Below are 15,778 nucleotides of genomic sequence, written 5' to 3'. Positions count from 1 at the left end.
CCGAATGCCCGCTTATCGTGGGCGCCCGCCTGTCCTAAACTGGGATCATGCCCATCGACTGTGGAGACACTCATGGATTCGCCGATCAGGTTTCTCGACCGTAAACCCATCGAACTCAATCGGCGCCAACTCGTGAAGGGGCTGGCGGCCGGATACATTGTTGCGGTCGGGGGCTGCGTTCAGAACCCCGCCCTGGGGCGGCAGCAATTGCTGCTTGTCTCGGATGCACAGATTACCCAGCTCTCCGCCTCCACGTGGGATCAACTCCGCAAGGAGCAAAAGGTTTCAAAGAACACCAGCCTGACGAGGCGGCTGCAGAAGGCCGGCCCGCCCCTGGTTCGGGCCGCCGGCCTCCAGGGTCAGTCATGGGAATACACCGTCTTCCAGGGCGATGAAGCCAACGCCTTCGTGCTGCCGGGCGGCAAGGTCGGTTTCTACGAAGGCATCTTCAAGCGGATGGAAAACGACGACCAGCTCGCGACCGTGCTCGGCCACGAAATCGGCCATGTCGCCGCGCACCATTCCGCCGAGCGCTACAGCCAGCAGATGGCCGCCGGTTTCGGCATGCAGGCCGCGCAGGTGGCCCTGCAGGCGGGCGATGTCAGCGGCGCCGGCACGATTGCCGCCGTCCTCGGCGCGGGCGTGCAGTTCGGTGTCCTCCTCCCCTATTCCCGAACGCATGAGCTGGAGGCAGACCGGCTCGGTGTCACCTATATGCAGAAGGCGGGTTACGATCCGCGTCAGTCGCTCCGCTTCTGGCAGAACATGACGTCGCAGCGCGGCAGCAAGGCGCCGCCGCCGGAGTTCGCCTCGACGCACCCCTCCGACAGCACGCGCATCGCCGCCCTCACGCAGCAGCTACGGAAAATGGGCTATCAGGTCTGACGCCGTGCAGGCACAATGAACCGGCACAACGAAAAAGGGCCCCGCTTGCGGGGCCCTTTTCACATCCGGTCGGGTTTCGTTCAGCGCAGGCTCGCGCAGAAACGCTGGATGCGCTCGCAGGCATCCGTCAGTTCTTCCGTGGACGTCGCATAGGAAATCCGGAAGAAGGGCGAAAGCCCGAACGCCGCGCCATGCACGACGGAAATACCTTCCGCCTCGATCAACGCCATCGCGAAATCCTCGTCCGTCTCGATCACCTTGCCGTCCGTCGTCTGCTTGCCGATGCAGCCCGCGCAGGACGGATAGACATAGAAGGCGCCTTCCGGCGTCGGGCATTTCAGGCCGCTCGCCTGGTTCAGCATCGACACCACAAGGTCGCGGCGCTCCTTGAACACCTCTGCCCGCTCGGGAATGAAGTCCTGCGGCCCGTTCAGCGCCTCGACGGCAGCATATTGGCTGATTGAGGTCGGGTTCGACGTCGACTGGCTCTGCACCTTCGTCATTGCCTTGATGAGCGGCTCCGGCCCGGCGCAATAGCCGATGCGCCAGCCCGTCATCGCATAGGCCTTCGACACGCCGTTCATCGTCAGCGTGCGCTCATAGAGCCCCGGCTCGACCTCCGCAGGCGTCGCGAACTTGAAGCCGTCATAGGTCAGGTGCTCATACATGTCGTCGGTCAGAATCCACACATGCGGATGCTTCATCAGCACATCGGTGAGTTTCTTCAACTCGTCATGGCTGTAGGCCGCACCCGACGGGTTCGACGGCGAGTTGAAGATGAGCCATTTGGTCTTCTCCGTAATCGCCTTCTCGAGCGCTTCGGGCTGCAGCTTGAAGCCGTCCTCGAGCGTCGTCTCCACCGGCACCGGCTTGCCGCCCGCAAGCAGCACGATGTCGGGATAGGACACCCAGTAGGGCGCGGGAATGATCACCTCGTCGCCGGGGTTCAGCGTCGCCACCATCGCGTTGAAGATGATCGGCTTGCCGCCCGGCGCGACGAAGGCCTGCTGCGGCCCGTAGTCGAGATTGTTCTCGCGCTTGAACTTGGCGCAGATCGCCGCCTTGAGCTCGGGAATGCCGTCCACCGCCGTATACTTCGTCTTGCCCTCGCGGATCGCCTTGATCGCGGCTTCCTTGATGTTGTCGGGCGTGTCGAAGTCGGGCTCGCCGGCCGCCAGCGAAATCACGTCGCGGCCGAGGGCTTTCAGGTCGCGCGCTTTCTGCGTGGCGGCAATGGTTGCCGACGGCTGAATGCGGTTGAGCGCGTCCGAGATAAAGCCCATGTGACATCTCCCATGAAGGCAGAGGGTAAAGGAACGGGCGCAACGTAAGCCTGCCCGTTCGCACGTGCAACAGGCTATTCGGCGCCAACGGGCGCAATATCGCGCACCGGCTCGCCGAAGGTCATCTGCATCGGAATCACGCCCGCCCAGACCGGCAGATCCATGTCTTCCGCGTCGTCAAGCGGGCCGCCCGTTCGCACCTTCGCCACCACCTCGGCAAGCGCCAGCCGCAGCACGGCGGTCGCCTTCGTCTCCTGCGCATTGGCCGGCCTCGCCTCCAGCGAGCGCCCTTCCCGGACGCGCCGCGTGAAAAGGTCAAGCGCCCGCGCCTTCTCTTCCTCCGGCACGATCTCCGGGACACCATGCGCCATGACCGAACGATAGTTCATCGAATGATGAAAGGCCGAACGCGCCAGCACCAGCCCGTCCACATGCGTGACCGTCAGGCAGACGGGCAGTCCCGCCCCCAGCATCCGCATGAAGCGGCTTTTCCGCGAGCCATGAACGAGCACGCTCTCGCCGTCGCGCACATAGAACATCGGCAGCGCCACGGGCCCCGCCTCCGTCACGAAGGCAACATGCGCCGCATAGCCTGCGTCGAGAATGGCGTGAACCGTCTCGCGGTCATAGGCGGCCCGCTTCGGTGCCTGCCTCACCCGGAATGGCTCTGACGTCTGGTAATCGCTCATTTTGAATGGTCCTTCTCCGGTATTGCGGCCCGGACTATTTGCCCAAAATGGCTCTGTCAAAAGGTCCAATAATTGAAACATAATGGAGCCAGTTGATCGGGAGACAATCCATGCCCGCGAGTCCCCTGCCCCTCGGCGCCATTGCACTCGACGGCAGCGCCGAAGTGCCGCTCTACCGCCAGCTCTATGAGGCGCTGCGTGAGGCGATCCTTGCCGGCCGCCTGCGTCCGGGCGGCCGTCTCCCCTCCTCGCGCATGTTGGCGGGCGAACTCGGCGTCGGCCGCAATACCGTGCTGGCCGCCTATGAGCAGCTTGCCGCCGAAGGCTATCTCGAAGGCCAGGTCGGCGCCGGCACGCGAGTTGCCGCCATCCTGCCGGACAGCCTGTTGCAGCTCGACCGGCAGGCAAAGCCGTGCTCCCCGCAAGACAGGCCGGGAGCAAACATACGAAGCCTTTCGAAGCGCGGCACAAGCCTCTCCGCCATTCGCCGTCTCACTCCCTTCTATGAGCGTGGCCGGGGCCGCGCCTTCCAGCATGGGCTTCCCGCCATCGAACAATTTCCCGCCCTGCTCTGGAGCCGCCTTCTCGCACGCCATTCACGCGACACACGCAGCAATCTCTTCGGCTACGAGGTCGGCATCGGCCTCCCCGCACTGCGCGAAGCCATTGCCGCCTATGCGGGCGCGGCGCGCGGCGTCACCTGTTCGCCGGAGCAGGTCATCGTCACGGTCGGCGCACAAGGAGCGCTCGACCTTGCGGCCCGCATGTTGCTCGATCCGGGCGACCCCGTATGGGTGGAAGATCCCGGCTATCTCGGCGCACGGGGCGCGCTCTCTGGCGCTGGCGCCTCGCTCGTGCCCGTGCCGGTGGATGAGGAAGGGCTCGACGTTGCCGCAGGGATCGGGCGTCATGCCTCGCCCCGCCTCATCTATGTCACGCCCTCGCACCAGTTCCCGCTTGGCGCCACGCTTTCCCTGCAACGCCGCCTCGCCCTGCTCGACCATGCGGCCTGCTGCGGCGCATGGATCGTCGAAGACGATTACGACAGTGAATATCGCTATCAGGGCCGGCCCATCGCCTCTTTGCAGGGGCTCGATCGCGGCGGTGCTGTCATCTACATGGGCACCTACATGGGCACCTTCGCAAAGACGCTCTTCCCCGCCCTCAAGATCGGCTACCTGATCGTGCCCGAGCATCTGGTCGACGCCTTCGGCACGGCCATCCGCATCAGCGGCCATGTGCCCCCTGCCGCCATGCAGGCCGCGCTGGCGGATTTCATCGGCGAAGGCCATTACGGCGGTCATGTCCGCCGGATGCGCGCGCTCTATGCGGAGCGGCGCTCGGTCGTGCTTTCCGCGCTCGAAGATGAGCTCTCGCCCTTTCTGCGCGCCGCGCCCGGCGAAGGCGGCCTCCAGCTCTCCGCCTTCCTCCCCGAAAGCGCGGATGACCGGGCGCTCGCTGAAGCCGCGATGAAGGCAGGGCTCCATGTGAGCCCCCTATCGCTTTACCGGCTGGAAGAAGGCCGTCCCGGCCTTTATATGGGCTACGCCTCGGTGCCCGAGGCGGAACTCAAACATGCGGCGGCAAGTCTGGCGGACGTCCTTCGCGCTGCCGGTGCGCCCCGTTATCCGTGAGATTTCCGTAGGCGGACGAAGGCTTGCGCCTGTGTGAACAGGCTTGAACACAAAATGGCCTCAAAATCGGTCCGCTCTCGTCCCCTTTCCTGACCCCTTCTGCCCCATTTCCCCGCGACACTTTGTCCGTCTGAGGAGGGCTTGCCTCGGACCGTCTCAAAAACGCGGGGAATACCATGTCCACCATCTCACGAAACACAGCCGGTGCGGGTCCGCGCGGCTGGTCCCATCGACTTGCATTCGTTCTGACATTTATCTGTCTTGTTCTTCTTTTACTCGCCGGCCTGGTCCGCCATGCCTGGGCGGAAACCTCCGCCGCACCGGTGCCCGCCGGTCTCGTGACACTGAACGACATCGAGAGCGGCGCCCTTCTCTTCAACACGAAGGAGCCCGGCAAATATGTGCCCGCGCCCCTTCTCGCGACCGATGTGAAGATCGACGTCTCGGGCCCCATCGCCCGTGCCCGCGTCACACAGCGCTTCATCAACCCCGGCGATAGTTGGGTCGAGGGCAAATACATCTTTCCGCTGCCGGAGGATTCCGCCGTCGACACCCTGAAAATGGTGATCGGTGACCGCGTGATCGAAGGCAGGATCAAGGAAAAGCAGGAAGCCCGGCAGATCTACGAAGAAGCCAAGGCCGCAGGCAAGAAGGCCAGTCTCGTCGAACAGCAGCGCCCAAATGTCTTCACCAACTCCGTCGCCAATATCGGACCGGGCGAGACCATTGTCGTCCAGATCGAATATCAGCAGACGGCGCATCGCGAGGGCGACACCTTCTCCCTCCGCTTCCCCATGGTCGTTGCACCGCGCTACACGCCGAAAGAAGCCGATCCGCGGTTTGTCGACTTCACGCCCGGCGAAAGCGGTTGGGGCGAAGTGCTGCCCCCCGAGGAAAAAGACACGCTGGAACAGCCGCCGGTCCTGCATCCCGAAGCAGGCAAGGTGAACCCTGTGAGCCTCAAGGTCTCGCTCGATGCGGGCTTCCCGCTCGGCGAGGTGAAGAGCCCGCATCATGATGTGACCATCGAGCGCGGCGGCAAAAATGCCGCCACCATCGCCCTCAAGAAAGAACTCGTTCCGGCAGACAAGGATTTCGAACTTACCTGGAAGCCCGCTGCCGCAAAGGCCCCCACCGCCGCCCTCTTCCGCGAACGGGTCGGCAATGAGGACTATCTCCTCGTCATGCTCACGCCGCCCTCCGGCGACGTTCAGCCGGAAACGAAGCCGCGCGAGGCGGTCTTCGTTATCGACAATTCAGGCTCCATGTCCGGCCCCTCGATGGATCAGGCAAAGGAAAGCCTGCTCTGGGCGCTCGACCGCCTGAAGCCCGGCGACACGTTCAACGTCATCCGTTTCGACGACACCCTGACGGTGCTCTTCCCGGACGCCGTTCCCGCTCACGGCGAAAACCTCGCTGTGGCGAAGAAATTCGTGAAGAGCCTCGAAGCAAATGGCGGCACCGAGATGCTGCCCGCTCTTCGCGCCGCACTGACTGACCGTCAGTCACATGGCACGGACAGGGTTCGCCAGGTCGTTTTCCTGACGGACGGCGCCATCACCAACGAACGTGAGCTCTTCAGCGAGATCACCACGAATCTCGGCCGCTCGCGCCTCTTCACCGTCGGCATCGGCTCTGCGCCGAACAGCTACTTCATGACCCGCGCGTCGGAAGCAGGGCGCGGCACCTTCACCCATATCGGCAACGAGCAACAGGTCGTCGAGCGGATGAGCGAGCTTTTTGAAAAGCTCGGCAGCCCGGTGATGACCAACATCACCGCCACCTGGCCCGATGGCCACACCACCGAGAGCTGGCCGAATCCCGTGCCCGATCTCTACAAGGGCGAACCCGTGGTCCTCTCTGCCCGCATGCCGCAGGCGAAAGGCACGCTGATACTGCGCGGCGACGTTGCGGGCGAACCCTGGGAAGTCCGCATGGCGGTCGGCAAGGGTGAGGCCCGCGCCGGAATTGGCAAGCTTTGGGCCCGCCGCAAGATCGAACAGCTCGAAGCCGATGCCCGCATTGCAGGCAACTGGGAAGAGAACGACTCCTCGATTCTGAAAGTCGCGCTCGAACATCACCTTGTCAGCCGCCTGACGAGTCTCGTCGCGGTGGATGTGACCCCGTCGCGCCCGGACGGTGAAAAACTCACCGCGAAGGATATGCCGGTGAACCTTCCCGAAGGCTGGGACTACGACAAGGTCTTCGGAGAACAGGCTGTATCGCCGATGCAGCGTGCGGCCTTGCAAAAGGGGTCTGCGCAATATGCCGCGGTTCTCGCGGCTCCCGCTCCCGCCGCGGACCGCGGACCGGGCATGGCGCTGCCGCAAACGGCCACCGATGCGCCTGCGCTGATCCATTCCGGCATCATCGCGCTGCTTCTCGCCATCGCACTCGGCGCGCTCTGGTGGCTCCAGCGTCACTGGGCGGCGACCGCCTGGGCGAGGCGCAGCCGGTGAGCGCGCGCTTCAAGGGAAAGGCGGTGGCCCTTTGCTGGGCCGCCGCCATTTTTGCCTGCCTCGGCTTCGGTTTCTGGCAGCTCGGCCAGGGCGTCTACATCAAGGCAAAGGCGGAAGTGGCGCAGCTTCTGCTCGACCGCGCATGGCAACGGACCATCGCGGACGGGAAGCCGCACAAGGCGTGGCCCTGGGCGGACACATGGCCCGTCGCCAAACTTGAGATTCCTTCGCAGGGCATGAGCCAGATCGTCCTTGCAGGGACGAGCGGCGAAGCGCTCGCCTTTGGGCCCGGTCATCTTTTCGGTTCGCCCGAACCCGGGCAGCCCGGCACTTCGGTAATTGCCGGTCATCGCGACACGCACTTCACTTTTTTGCGATCAGTGAAGAGTGACGATGCAGTCATTGTGACGACGCGCGACGGCATATCGCATCGCTTTACCGTGCGTCATGCACGTGTCGTTGAGCAAGATAACTCACACATCGATCCGCATGCGGGCTTCGGAATTGCCCTTGTTACATGCTTCCCTTTCGATGCGCGCGAAAACGGGACGTTGCGTTATGTGGTGGTTGCGGATGCATCTCCAGATGCGAGCTGAAATCAGAAAAGAAATGATCCGCAGTTAGTTCGCATGCGTAGTTATTGAAAACCACATTTCTACACCGCAAACCAAGACGGCGGTTTTCCGAATTGTCCTTGACCGTCTGCATGTATTTCGACGTATTGGGTAATATTGGGTAAAATAAGGACTCTTAGCGGTCGATGGGGAGGCAGCCTGAACTTGGGATTGGCAACATACAGAAAATCGGTCAGCGAAACGAAACGCGCGGCCATACTGAAAGCCGCCCGTACAAATTTCCTCCGGGACGGATACAGCCGCGCTGCAATGGCGGAAATCGCCAGGGAAGCGGATGTTTCGACAGCAACTCTCTACAAGCATTTCGCATCCAAGGAGATGCTTTTCGCGGCAGTGGTTCACGAGGCATATGCGGGCACCGAGGCCACGATTTTTGTAGACGCCCCGGGTAAACCGGCGCGCACAGTTCTGCACAATATCGCCCTTGTCTATACGCGCCTGCAATTTGACGAGCAGATGAACGATCTGCTCCGTGTCGTGATTGCCGAAGTACCGTCCGCACCGCATCTCGCCCGCGAAGTCTATGAGAACGGCGTTCTCGAACGCTATCGGCAGCTTCAGGCAGTTGTGGATTCGCTCGTCGCGCGAGGGGAGCTGAAACCCCACGACACACAGTCCAGCGCTCTCCACCTCGCAGGCATGGTGAAGGAGTTTGTCGTCTGGCCGTCACTCTTCGCGCTCGATTTCAAGCGGTCCGAAGACATGGACAGAAAACTTGAGGCCTGCATCGACGCCTACCTCGACCTCTATGCGGCCCGGCCGCTCGAACGCGATCGGATACAGGAAAACACGCGTGGGACTTGAGACACATCGCCGAAGAATCAGCGCCCAGAAACGCAGCTCCATACTGGGGGCTGCGCGCAAGAATTTTCTGACCAACGGCTATAGCGGCGCTGGCATGGCCGAGATCGCGCGCGATGCGGATGTATCGACGGCGACGCTCTACAAGCATTTTTCGTCGAAGGAAGCTCTTTTCACGGCGGTGGTGAAGGAGTCCGCGCAAGGCGCGGGCGATTATAGTGGCGTCCACGATCCGAAGGATTCCGCGCGCGAAGCCCTCCACAAGCTTTGCCGCGCCTACCTCGCCTTGCAGTTCGAGGAAGACGGCAACGCCCTCATGCGTATCGTCATTGCGGAAGTGCCGGGCGCGCCCGGCCTTGCAAACGAGATGTACGAGATCCTCGGCAACAGGCGTAACGCTTCCCTCCGCGCGCAGATCGATACGCTCATCGAGCAGGGCAAACTCCGTCCCCATGACAGCGCCTTTAGCGTCCGCATCTGCGCAGGTATGCTGAAGGAAGTATTCGTCTGGTCCGCCTTGTTCGACGCGAGCGTGACGCTCCCACCCGATACGGACGAGAAGATCCACGCCATCATCGACGCCTGGCTCAAGCTTTACGGCGCCGAAACCGCCGCCTGACGAACGCCCAGAAACGCATAGCGGTTGACGCTGAAAAAGAATTCGCCGCGCTCGGCGAGCCTCAGCTGGTCGTCATACCAGGCCTGCACTTCCTCGCCCGAAAGCCCGTGCCGCTCGCCGTTTGCCATCGCATATCCGCGAATACTCTTCATGATGCCCGCCGCATAGGAAACGGGCTGCCACTGCGGCGACAGCATCGGCACGATCTCGACGCGCAGCACCCGGAAACCGGCTTTGCGCATCCGCGCGCCAAGCGTCGCCGGGAGATGCGGATCGGCAAGATGGTCGTCCCAGCACAGAAGCACCCGGTCCATGCGCGCCTGATCCGATGAATGCCAGACGACGCTGCGCCAGTCCGTATCGAGAATGAGCGTCCGCCCGCCCGGCTTCACCACGCGATGAAGCTCCTTCAGCGCCTTGCCCATATCCGCGACATATTCATGCACCTGCGTCGACACCGCGATGTCGAAACTTTCGTCGGGAAAGCGCAGCTCTGCCGCATCGCCCTGAATGCACTCCGCCTGCGGCAGCGCCGCCAGCCGCGTGCGCGCCACCTTCAGCATCGCCGCCGACGCATCGAGGCCCGCCAGCCGTCCGCCCTCGCCCACCATGCGCGCCATGTCGTAAGCCAGCAGCCCCGGCCCGACGCCGATATCGAGCACATGCTCCCCCGGCACGGGCGCCAGCATGTCGATCACCTTCGCGCGCTGCCCCACCACGTCGGGCGTCAGATACATCGCCTCCATCGCACGGGCGGCATTGTCATCGAAGTCCAGCATCTGGCTCATGCGGCGTCTCTTCTTCTGTTGGTTTCGTTGATCGCGGCCGCAAGTGCTTCGGGCTCTGCGAGATCGGCGATGAGATGGCGCTTGCCGTTCCGTTCGATCAGCGCCAGCGCCCCGCCGCCGAACCGGCGCTGCGCAAAAGAGCGCCGCACTTGCGCCAGGGCAAGCTCCCCCGCATCGAGCCGCAGCGCGCGGCGGAACGGAAAGCCCTGCTCGACCCGCAATTCACCCCCCGCCATCACCGCCCGGAGCACACGCGCGCGCAGCAGCGCATGACCGAGAAGCAGCGGAACCACCACGGATTCGACCGCCAGCGCGATGCCCCCGATGGCAAGCAGCGGCGGCTCGCGCCATTCCGCCCAGAAATAGACAATGGCCCATGTCACCGCCACGACCATCGTCGGCAGATAGATCGTCCAGTGCGCGCCGGAAGAAACGGGGTTCTCCGGCACAGGCGGAATCATGTCGGCTTCGCTCATGGGGCCGAGAATTGCAGATGCCACACGCTATGGAAAGCCGCGAGAGCGCAGGCCTTGCCGCTGCCCGAATCCGCGCTAACTCCCTCTTTCGAAGCGAAACGAACGAAAGGCAGGAACATGGCAGGCCCGGAAAAGCAGACCGACGATGCCCGGCAAGGCGTAACCGGAACAGGCACCCGCTATGTGCTCTTCATCTCTTTTGCGGCGGCCCTGATCCTGCTCTTCGCCATTGCCTGGGCCTTCTTCGGCCCGCCCACGCTCGATGCGGAAACCGGGCGAGCGGATGGCGATGGCAACCCGCCCTACACCGCCACCGAAAACCCCTCGGAAGGCTGGAACGACGAGCCCCCGGCCGCGGCCGAAACCCCCTGAGCCCGGCCGCACCGGCCAGTTCCAAACCAGACAGGTCCAAAACTGTCAGCAGCGCCCCGCCCGCCCCTTTGATCCGGGGCAGAGTCGCGCCATATTGTGCGCATGGCACACAATAACGGCCCCAAAAGCTTTGGGCGCGGCTCGGAACGGCCGCTGCCCCGGAAACCGTCCGGTCTGTCGGAAGCGCCCGGCGCGAATTTCGTGCCGGAGGGCGGCCTCGCGCCCGATCGCGATACATGGGCGGGCGCGCTGCAGGGCGACCCCGCCAACTGGCCCCTTTTCGCGCCCCATCGCCCCGAGCGCCCGGAAAAATCCGAAGGCGGCCACCGCTTCAACCTCGTCTCCGAATACCAGCCCGCCGGCGACCAGCCGACCGCCATCGAGGATCTCGTCAAGGGCATCGGCGAGGGCGACCGCGAGCAGGTCCTTCTCGGCGTCACCGGCTCGGGCAAGACCTACACAATGGCGCAGGTGATCGAGCGCACGCAGCGCCCGGCCTTGATCCTCGCGCCGAACAAGACGCTCGCCGCCCAGCTCTATGGCGAGTTCAAGAGCTTCTTCCCGGAAAACGCGGTCGAATATTTCGTCTCCTACTACGACTACTACCAGCCCGAGGCCTATGTGCCCCGCACGGACACCTATATCGAGAAGGAAAGCTCGATCAACGAGCAGATCGACCGCATGCGCCACGCCGCCACGCGCGCGCTGCTGGAGCGCGACGACGTCATCATCGTCGCCTCGGTCTCCTGCATCTACGGTATCGGCTCGGTCGAAACCTATTCGGCCATGACCTTCGGCGTGAAGCTCGGCGAGCGGCTCGACCGCAAGCAGCTCATCGCCGATCTGGTCGCCCTCCAGTACAAGCGCAACGATCAGGCCTTCGGCCGCGGCACCTTCCGTGTGCGCGGCGACACGGTCGAGGTCTTCCCCGCGCATTACGAGGATCGCGCCTGGCGTATCTCGCTGTTCGGCGACGAGGTCGAGGAAATCGCGGAGTTCGATCCGCTGACCGGCCACAAGACCGACAACTTCAAGGAAGTGAAGCTCTACGCGAACTCGCATTACGTCACGCCGCGCCCGACCCTCAATCAGGCGATGGAGGAGATCAAGCACGACCTTCAGGTCCGCCTTCAGGAGCTGAAAGGCCAGGGCAAGCTGCTCGAAGCCCAGCGCCTCGAACAGCGCACCCAGTTCGACATCGAGATGATGGAGGCGACGGGGAGCTGCGCGGGCATCGAGAACTATTCGCGCTACCTCACGGGCCGCAAGCCCGGCGAGCCGCCGCCCACCCTCTTTGAATATCTCCCCGACAATGCGCTCGTCTTCGCCGATGAAAGCCACGTCACGATCCCCCAGATCGGCGGCATGTTCCGGGGCGACTACAAGCGCAAATCGACGCTCGCGGAATTCGGCTTCCGCCTGCCCTCCTGCGTGGACAACCGTCCGATGCGCTTCGAGGAGTGGAACGCGATGCGCCCGCAATCGGTCTTCGTGTCGGCGACGCCCGGCCCCTGGGAAATGGACCAGACCGGCGGCGTCTTCACCGAACAGGTCATCCGCCCCACCGGCCTCATCGACCCGCCGACGATCATTCGCCCCGTCGCCACGCAGGTCGACGACCTGATCGCCGAGTGCCACGAGGTCGCGGCGAAGGGCCAGCGCGTCCTCGTCACCACGCTGACCAAGCGCATGGCCGAGGACCTCACCGAATACATGCATGAGCAGGGCATCCGCGTCCGCTACATGCATTCCGACATCGACACGCTGGAGCGCATCGAGATCCTTCGCGATCTCCGCCTCGGCGCCTTCGACGTGCTGATCGGCATCAACCTGCTGCGCGAGGGCCTCGACATTCCCGAATGCGCGCTCGTCGCCATCCTCGACGCCGACAAGGAAGGCTTCCTGCGTTCCGAGACCTCATTGATCCAGACCATCGGCCGCGCCGCGCGCAACGTCGATGGCCGCGTCATCCTCTATGCCGACAAGATCACGGGCTCGATGGAGCGCGCCATCGCGGAGACGAACCGCCGCCGCGAGAAGCAGAAGGCCTATAACGAGGAACACGGCATCACGCCGGAGTCGATCCGCCGCAACATCGGCGACATCCTCGAAAGCGTCTATGAGCGCGATCACGTCCGCGTCGATACGGGTAACGCCGATCAGGCCTTCATCGGCCACAACCTGCGCGCCCATATCGCCGACCTTGAGCACAAGATGAAGGAGGCCGCCGCCGACCTCGAATTCGAAACGGCCGCCCGCCTCCGCGACGAGATCAAGCGGCTGGAAGCGACCGAACTCGCCATCGCCGACGACCCGATGGCCCGCCAGTCCGCCGTCGAGGAAAGCGTCGCCCGCACGGCCACCAAGGGCCGTTCCACGTCAGGCAAACCGGGAACGCGCGCAAGGAAATACAAGAAGCGGTAGGGGTGAGGGCTCATCATCATCAAACAAGTTCTAGCGAGAGCCTGGGCAGGAACGAGGCATTTCCTCGCCATTGCCAGCCAGATTAAATCTCATATCTAGAGACATAAAAATAAACCGGCAGAAGCAACCCGTATATTCTGTTCGAGGTTGCAGATACACGCTGATGCACTCAAACTGTCTGAACTATACTTTCGATCACATTCAGCATCTTTTTTGAGCAAGAAAATCAAATGGAATTCGATCCTCTTTCATTCAAGCAAAGCCTGAATGACGAAGTCGCGATCTCGGCAATCAAACGAGAAATAAGAAATATTTTGGATTCTTATGTCGGCTGGTACGACCCATTCTGCGAATTAATTCAGAACGGCCTGGATGCCATTGAAGAGCGCAAACTGTCGGACCCTGCGGCACCGGCTCAATTGTTTATAACGATAAACTTGCAGAAAAATTCTTTAATCGTCACAGACACCGGCACTGGCCTCACCAAGGATAAGTTCGAGCGTTTTCTTGCTCCGAATTTCTCGTTCAAAAGTGGAGATACGCGAGGTCACAAGGGGGTCGGAGCAACTTACCTGGGGTATGGCTTTAACCATATCCAAATCTCTACGCGCAGCGTTGATTTCGAAAGCTGCGGGAAAATGATCGAAGCCCGAAGATGGCTCTCTGACCCCAATCCTGCGGCGAATCCGAAAGTGACCACTGACACCAGTGGCCCCCTTGACCCTCACTTTGCGTCAGTTGATAGAGGCACCTCAATCGCTATTGAGTTCGATGAAACGACGAGACCAGGCAAACTTAGCTGGCTAGGCGCAACCACGGCTGATCAGTGGGACAAGATTCTTCGCACAAAGACTGGGCTTGGAGCCGTCCTGAACGGCGTTCCACTGGATTACTCAATAACAGTGGTTGACCAAAACGGCGTACAATCTGTCGTATCAAACACTACGGCGGAGTATCTGTGGCCGCATCAACAAGTGCGGAAGTCTAGGCGCGTCACGGAAGTCAACGAAATACAGAGAAAGGTGTTCGAGAAACACGGAGCGGGAGCGCGCTTGCCAGACGCAATTCGGAATCTGGACGCGCTCTACGACACAATAGAAGCTGATGAGATCGTAGCTTACGTAGATCTGGACAAAACATATGCGCAATTGGTCCAGGACTACCGACCCTCAGTTTATTTTTGCTACGCGTTTTCCACAAAGGTCTGGTCAGAGTTCAATGAGAGGCTGAACATCCGCGGGGGACAGGCAGTGTTGAGTCCAGGGATTCAGCTTGCTGCCAATAAAATGCCTCAAGGCGAAATGGTTCAGATACCTCTCAACAGACACACTGGCCGTCAAAATCAAATTCACGTCCTTATTCACTTCGAACATGCGCGTCCGGACATGGGACGCAAAGGTTTTCAAAAGGAAGTTGTAGAGCTAGCTCAACACATCGCTCGACGGCTCATCGAACGACCAATTGAGCGAAATCGTAGTTTGTTGCGCCCTGTAACCGGCGGGATAGATGATCTGGGACGGGAAGCAAAAGTAGACAGCTGGAAGGAACAGTTTCTCGATCACGAGCGCGACAGCCCCTTAAACCTTCAGGACGAGAAATTTTTTAAGCCGATGAACAGGCTCGGCATCACTTCTACGCCTACCCGAGAACAAGATGTAATTGCTCTATTCAACCAGTTGATCGCTGGCGGGGTTATTCGCGGCGTCAAAATCATGTCTACAAATGAACGATTTGTGTATGACTCCATGTTTAAAATCTACTTCGACGGGGAAGCAGAAAACCATCAATTCGACGCAAATACCAATCCCCTCGGAGTAGCGGAAGAGAGATATAAAGAAGGGTTTTTCTCAAAGCCAAAGATTCTTGAGTACAAGTTCTCCATGAACGCCCTCATAGAAGACCTTGAGAGCGGCGACAAAAACACCAATGACATTGACTTGGTTGTGGTGTGGGAAATAGGTGAAGATTACAAACAAAGCCACATGATATCGTCTCTTTTGATACCAGACAATTTGACGGAGCGGCAGTATCACGGCGCCACGCACATAGCGACAAACCTCAACACCCACCAGTTGGAGTTCACGATTATTTGCTTAAAGGACCTTATTGGTTTCCTGGTCGACCCATCAGCCGAAATCGAAAATCAAAAGAAACTCTACGACGAAGAGTATCTTTCTTAAATTCGGTAGCCTCAACTAGCGCTGCCTACCAACCTCTTTGAGAATCCCCTCACACCCCCATCAGATACTCCACGAAATCCTTCGCATCGAACACCAGCGACACGGCCAGCGTCGCCGTCGCCGCGACGAACCAGACGCCGAAGACGCTGCGCTTCTCCACCACCGGCCAGCGCCGGATGTAATAGACAAGCACCGGCGTCCACAACACGAGATGCGTGACGCCCCAGAGCTTGTTCCAGCCCACCGTCATGCCGAGCGCCATCGTCGCAATGATCGTCACCACGAAGGAGAGCAGCAGCCAGCGCGCCTCCGCCCGGAAAAACGAAAAGACGAGACTGCCGAGCCCGAGCACGGCCAGCATCCAGTACATCCAGTAATGCACCCAGACGGGCAGCGTCGCCACATAGGCGTCCTGCGCCGCGCTCGCCGCCTGCAGTGCTTCCATGAAACCGGACATTTGTTCCTCCCTGAGACCCTTGACCGCCATCAAGCTGGGCAGCCCCCGCCCGCGCCGCAACTCACATTTGCGTCAA

The 15,778-nt window shown here is 61.5% G+C and carries 14 protein-coding genes; 9 read left to right on the top strand and 5 right to left on the bottom strand.

Features of this window, described 5'->3' with window-relative positions; translation table 11 throughout:
• Positions 1-72: 72 nt before the first annotated feature.
• Entirely contained in the window at positions 73-885 is an 813-nt protein-coding gene (locus ABJO61_RS14875; protein WP_348326713.1) for a M48 family metallopeptidase, read from the top strand.
• Positions 886-965: 80 nt separating this feature from the next.
• Here ABJO61_RS14875 and ABJO61_RS14870 read toward each other — a convergent pair whose 3' ends face one another.
• Together ABJO61_RS14870 and ABJO61_RS14865 are read right to left on the bottom strand one after the other, a co-directional pair.
• On the bottom strand, positions 966-2,168 hold the full coding sequence (locus ABJO61_RS14870) for a pyridoxal phosphate-dependent aminotransferase (RefSeq protein ID WP_348326710.1): 1,203 nt from the start codon (positions 2,166-2,168) through the stop codon (positions 966-968).
• Positions 2,169-2,242: 74 nt separating this feature from the next.
• The gene (locus ABJO61_RS14865; protein WP_348326707.1) at positions 2,243-2,857 is read right to left on the bottom strand and encodes a pyridoxamine 5'-phosphate oxidase family protein; all 615 of its coding nucleotides are present in this window, start codon (positions 2,855-2,857) and stop codon (positions 2,243-2,245) included.
• A 110-nt stretch (positions 2,858-2,967) separates the two neighbouring features.
• Between ABJO61_RS14865 and ABJO61_RS14860 the strand changes: the two genes are divergently transcribed.
• From ABJO61_RS14860 to ABJO61_RS14840, 5 genes are all read left to right on the top strand, one after another.
• Positions 2,968-4,491: a PLP-dependent aminotransferase family protein gene (locus ABJO61_RS14860; RefSeq protein ID WP_348326704.1), complete on the top strand. Its 1,524-nt coding sequence runs from the start codon at positions 2,968-2,970 to the stop codon at positions 4,489-4,491.
• A 176-nt stretch (positions 4,492-4,667) separates the two neighbouring features.
• Positions 4,668-6,950: a marine proteobacterial sortase target protein gene (locus tag ABJO61_RS14855; protein WP_348326701.1), complete on the top strand. Its 2,283-nt coding sequence runs from the start codon at positions 4,668-4,670 to the stop codon at positions 6,948-6,950.
• Complete coding sequence (locus ABJO61_RS14850; protein ID WP_348326698.1) at positions 6,899-7,546, top strand: class GN sortase; 648 nt, start codon at positions 6,899-6,901, stop codon at positions 7,544-7,546. The genes ABJO61_RS14855 and ABJO61_RS14850 overlap by 52 nt, the downstream gene beginning before the upstream one ends.
• Before the next feature lie 183 nt (positions 7,547-7,729).
• Positions 7,730-8,389: a TetR/AcrR family transcriptional regulator gene (locus tag ABJO61_RS14845; RefSeq protein ID WP_348326695.1), complete on the top strand. Its 660-nt coding sequence runs from the start codon at positions 7,730-7,732 to the stop codon at positions 8,387-8,389.
• On the top strand, positions 8,379-9,005 hold the full coding sequence (locus tag ABJO61_RS14840) for a TetR/AcrR family transcriptional regulator (protein WP_348326692.1): 627 nt from the start codon (positions 8,379-8,381) through the stop codon (positions 9,003-9,005). Before ABJO61_RS14845 ends, ABJO61_RS14840 begins: the two co-directional genes overlap by 11 nt.
• On the opposite strand, the gene ABJO61_RS14835 is transcribed toward ABJO61_RS14840, so the two are convergent.
• Together ABJO61_RS14835 and ABJO61_RS14830 are read right to left on the bottom strand one after the other, a co-directional pair.
• Entirely contained in the window at positions 8,981-9,793 is an 813-nt protein-coding gene (locus tag ABJO61_RS14835) for a class I SAM-dependent methyltransferase (protein ID WP_348326689.1), read from the bottom strand. The genes ABJO61_RS14840 and ABJO61_RS14835 overlap by 25 nt on opposite strands.
• Entirely contained in the window at positions 9,790-10,269 is a 480-nt protein-coding gene (locus ABJO61_RS14830; protein ID WP_348326686.1) for a hypothetical protein, read from the bottom strand. The genes ABJO61_RS14835 and ABJO61_RS14830 overlap by 4 nt, the downstream gene beginning before the upstream one ends.
• A 117-nt stretch (positions 10,270-10,386) precedes the next feature.
• Here ABJO61_RS14830 and ABJO61_RS14825 point away from each other — a divergent pair, with 117 nt between their 5' ends.
• The 3 genes from ABJO61_RS14825 to ABJO61_RS14815 all read left to right on the top strand — a co-directional run bounded on the left by ABJO61_RS14825 (position 10,387) and on the right by ABJO61_RS14815 (position 15,245).
• A complete protein-coding gene (locus ABJO61_RS14825; protein ID WP_348326683.1) occupies positions 10,387-10,641 on the top strand; it encodes a hypothetical protein in 255 nt (84 codons plus the stop codon).
• A 102-nt stretch (positions 10,642-10,743) separates the two neighbouring features.
• Positions 10,744-13,065, top strand: a complete 2,322-nt coding sequence (gene uvrB / locus ABJO61_RS14820; protein WP_348326681.1) for an excinuclease ABC subunit UvrB — start codon at positions 10,744-10,746, stop codon at positions 13,063-13,065.
• Positions 13,066-13,295: 230 nt separating this feature from the next.
• Positions 13,296-15,245 (top strand): hypothetical protein, encoded by a 1,950-nt coding sequence (locus ABJO61_RS14815; protein WP_348326678.1) that lies wholly within the window; start codon positions 13,296-13,298, stop codon positions 15,243-15,245.
• Between the two features lie 49 nt (positions 15,246-15,294).
• On the opposite strand, the gene ABJO61_RS14810 is transcribed toward ABJO61_RS14815, so the two are convergent.
• Positions 15,295-15,702, bottom strand: a complete 408-nt coding sequence (locus ABJO61_RS14810) for a hypothetical protein (RefSeq protein WP_348326675.1) — start codon at positions 15,700-15,702, stop codon at positions 15,295-15,297.
• Positions 15,703-15,778 lie beyond the last annotated feature (76 nt).

Source organism: Parvibaculum sp. (genome assembly GCF_039973015.1).
Classification (GTDB): Bacteria; Pseudomonadota; Alphaproteobacteria; order Parvibaculales; family Parvibaculaceae; genus Parvibaculum.
This window is presented reverse-complemented; position numbering and strand designations above follow the sequence as displayed.

Coding starts and splice junctions, on each gene's coding strand:
- ABJO61_RS14875 (WP_348326713.1), top strand. CDS start 73: ATGGATTCGCCGATCAGGTTTCTCGACCGTAAACCCATCGAACTCAAT.
- ABJO61_RS14870 (WP_348326710.1), bottom strand. CDS start 2,168: ATGGGCTTTATCTCGGACGCGCTCAACCGCATTCAGCCGTCGGCAACC.
- ABJO61_RS14865 (WP_348326707.1), bottom strand. CDS start 2,857: ATGAGCGATTACCAGACGTCAGAGCCATTCCGGGTGAGGCAGGCACCG.
- ABJO61_RS14860 (WP_348326704.1), top strand. CDS start 2,968: ATGCCCGCGAGTCCCCTGCCCCTCGGCGCCATTGCACTCGACGGCAGC.
- ABJO61_RS14855 (WP_348326701.1), top strand. CDS start 4,668: ATGTCCACCATCTCACGAAACACAGCCGGTGCGGGTCCGCGCGGCTGG.
- ABJO61_RS14835 (WP_348326689.1), bottom strand. CDS start 9,793: ATGAGCCAGATGCTGGACTTCGATGACAATGCCGCCCGTGCGATGGAG.
- ABJO61_RS14830 (WP_348326686.1), bottom strand. CDS start 10,269: ATGAGCGAAGCCGACATGATTCCGCCTGTGCCGGAGAACCCCGTTTCT.
- ABJO61_RS14825 (WP_348326683.1), top strand. CDS start 10,387: ATGGCAGGCCCGGAAAAGCAGACCGACGATGCCCGGCAAGGCGTAACC.
- uvrB (WP_348326681.1), top strand. CDS start 10,744: ATGGCACACAATAACGGCCCCAAAAGCTTTGGGCGCGGCTCGGAACGG.
- ABJO61_RS14815 (WP_348326678.1), top strand. CDS start 13,296: ATGGAATTCGATCCTCTTTCATTCAAGCAAAGCCTGAATGACGAAGTC.
- ABJO61_RS14810 (WP_348326675.1), bottom strand. CDS start 15,702: ATGTCCGGTTTCATGGAAGCACTGCAGGCGGCGAGCGCGGCGCAGGAC.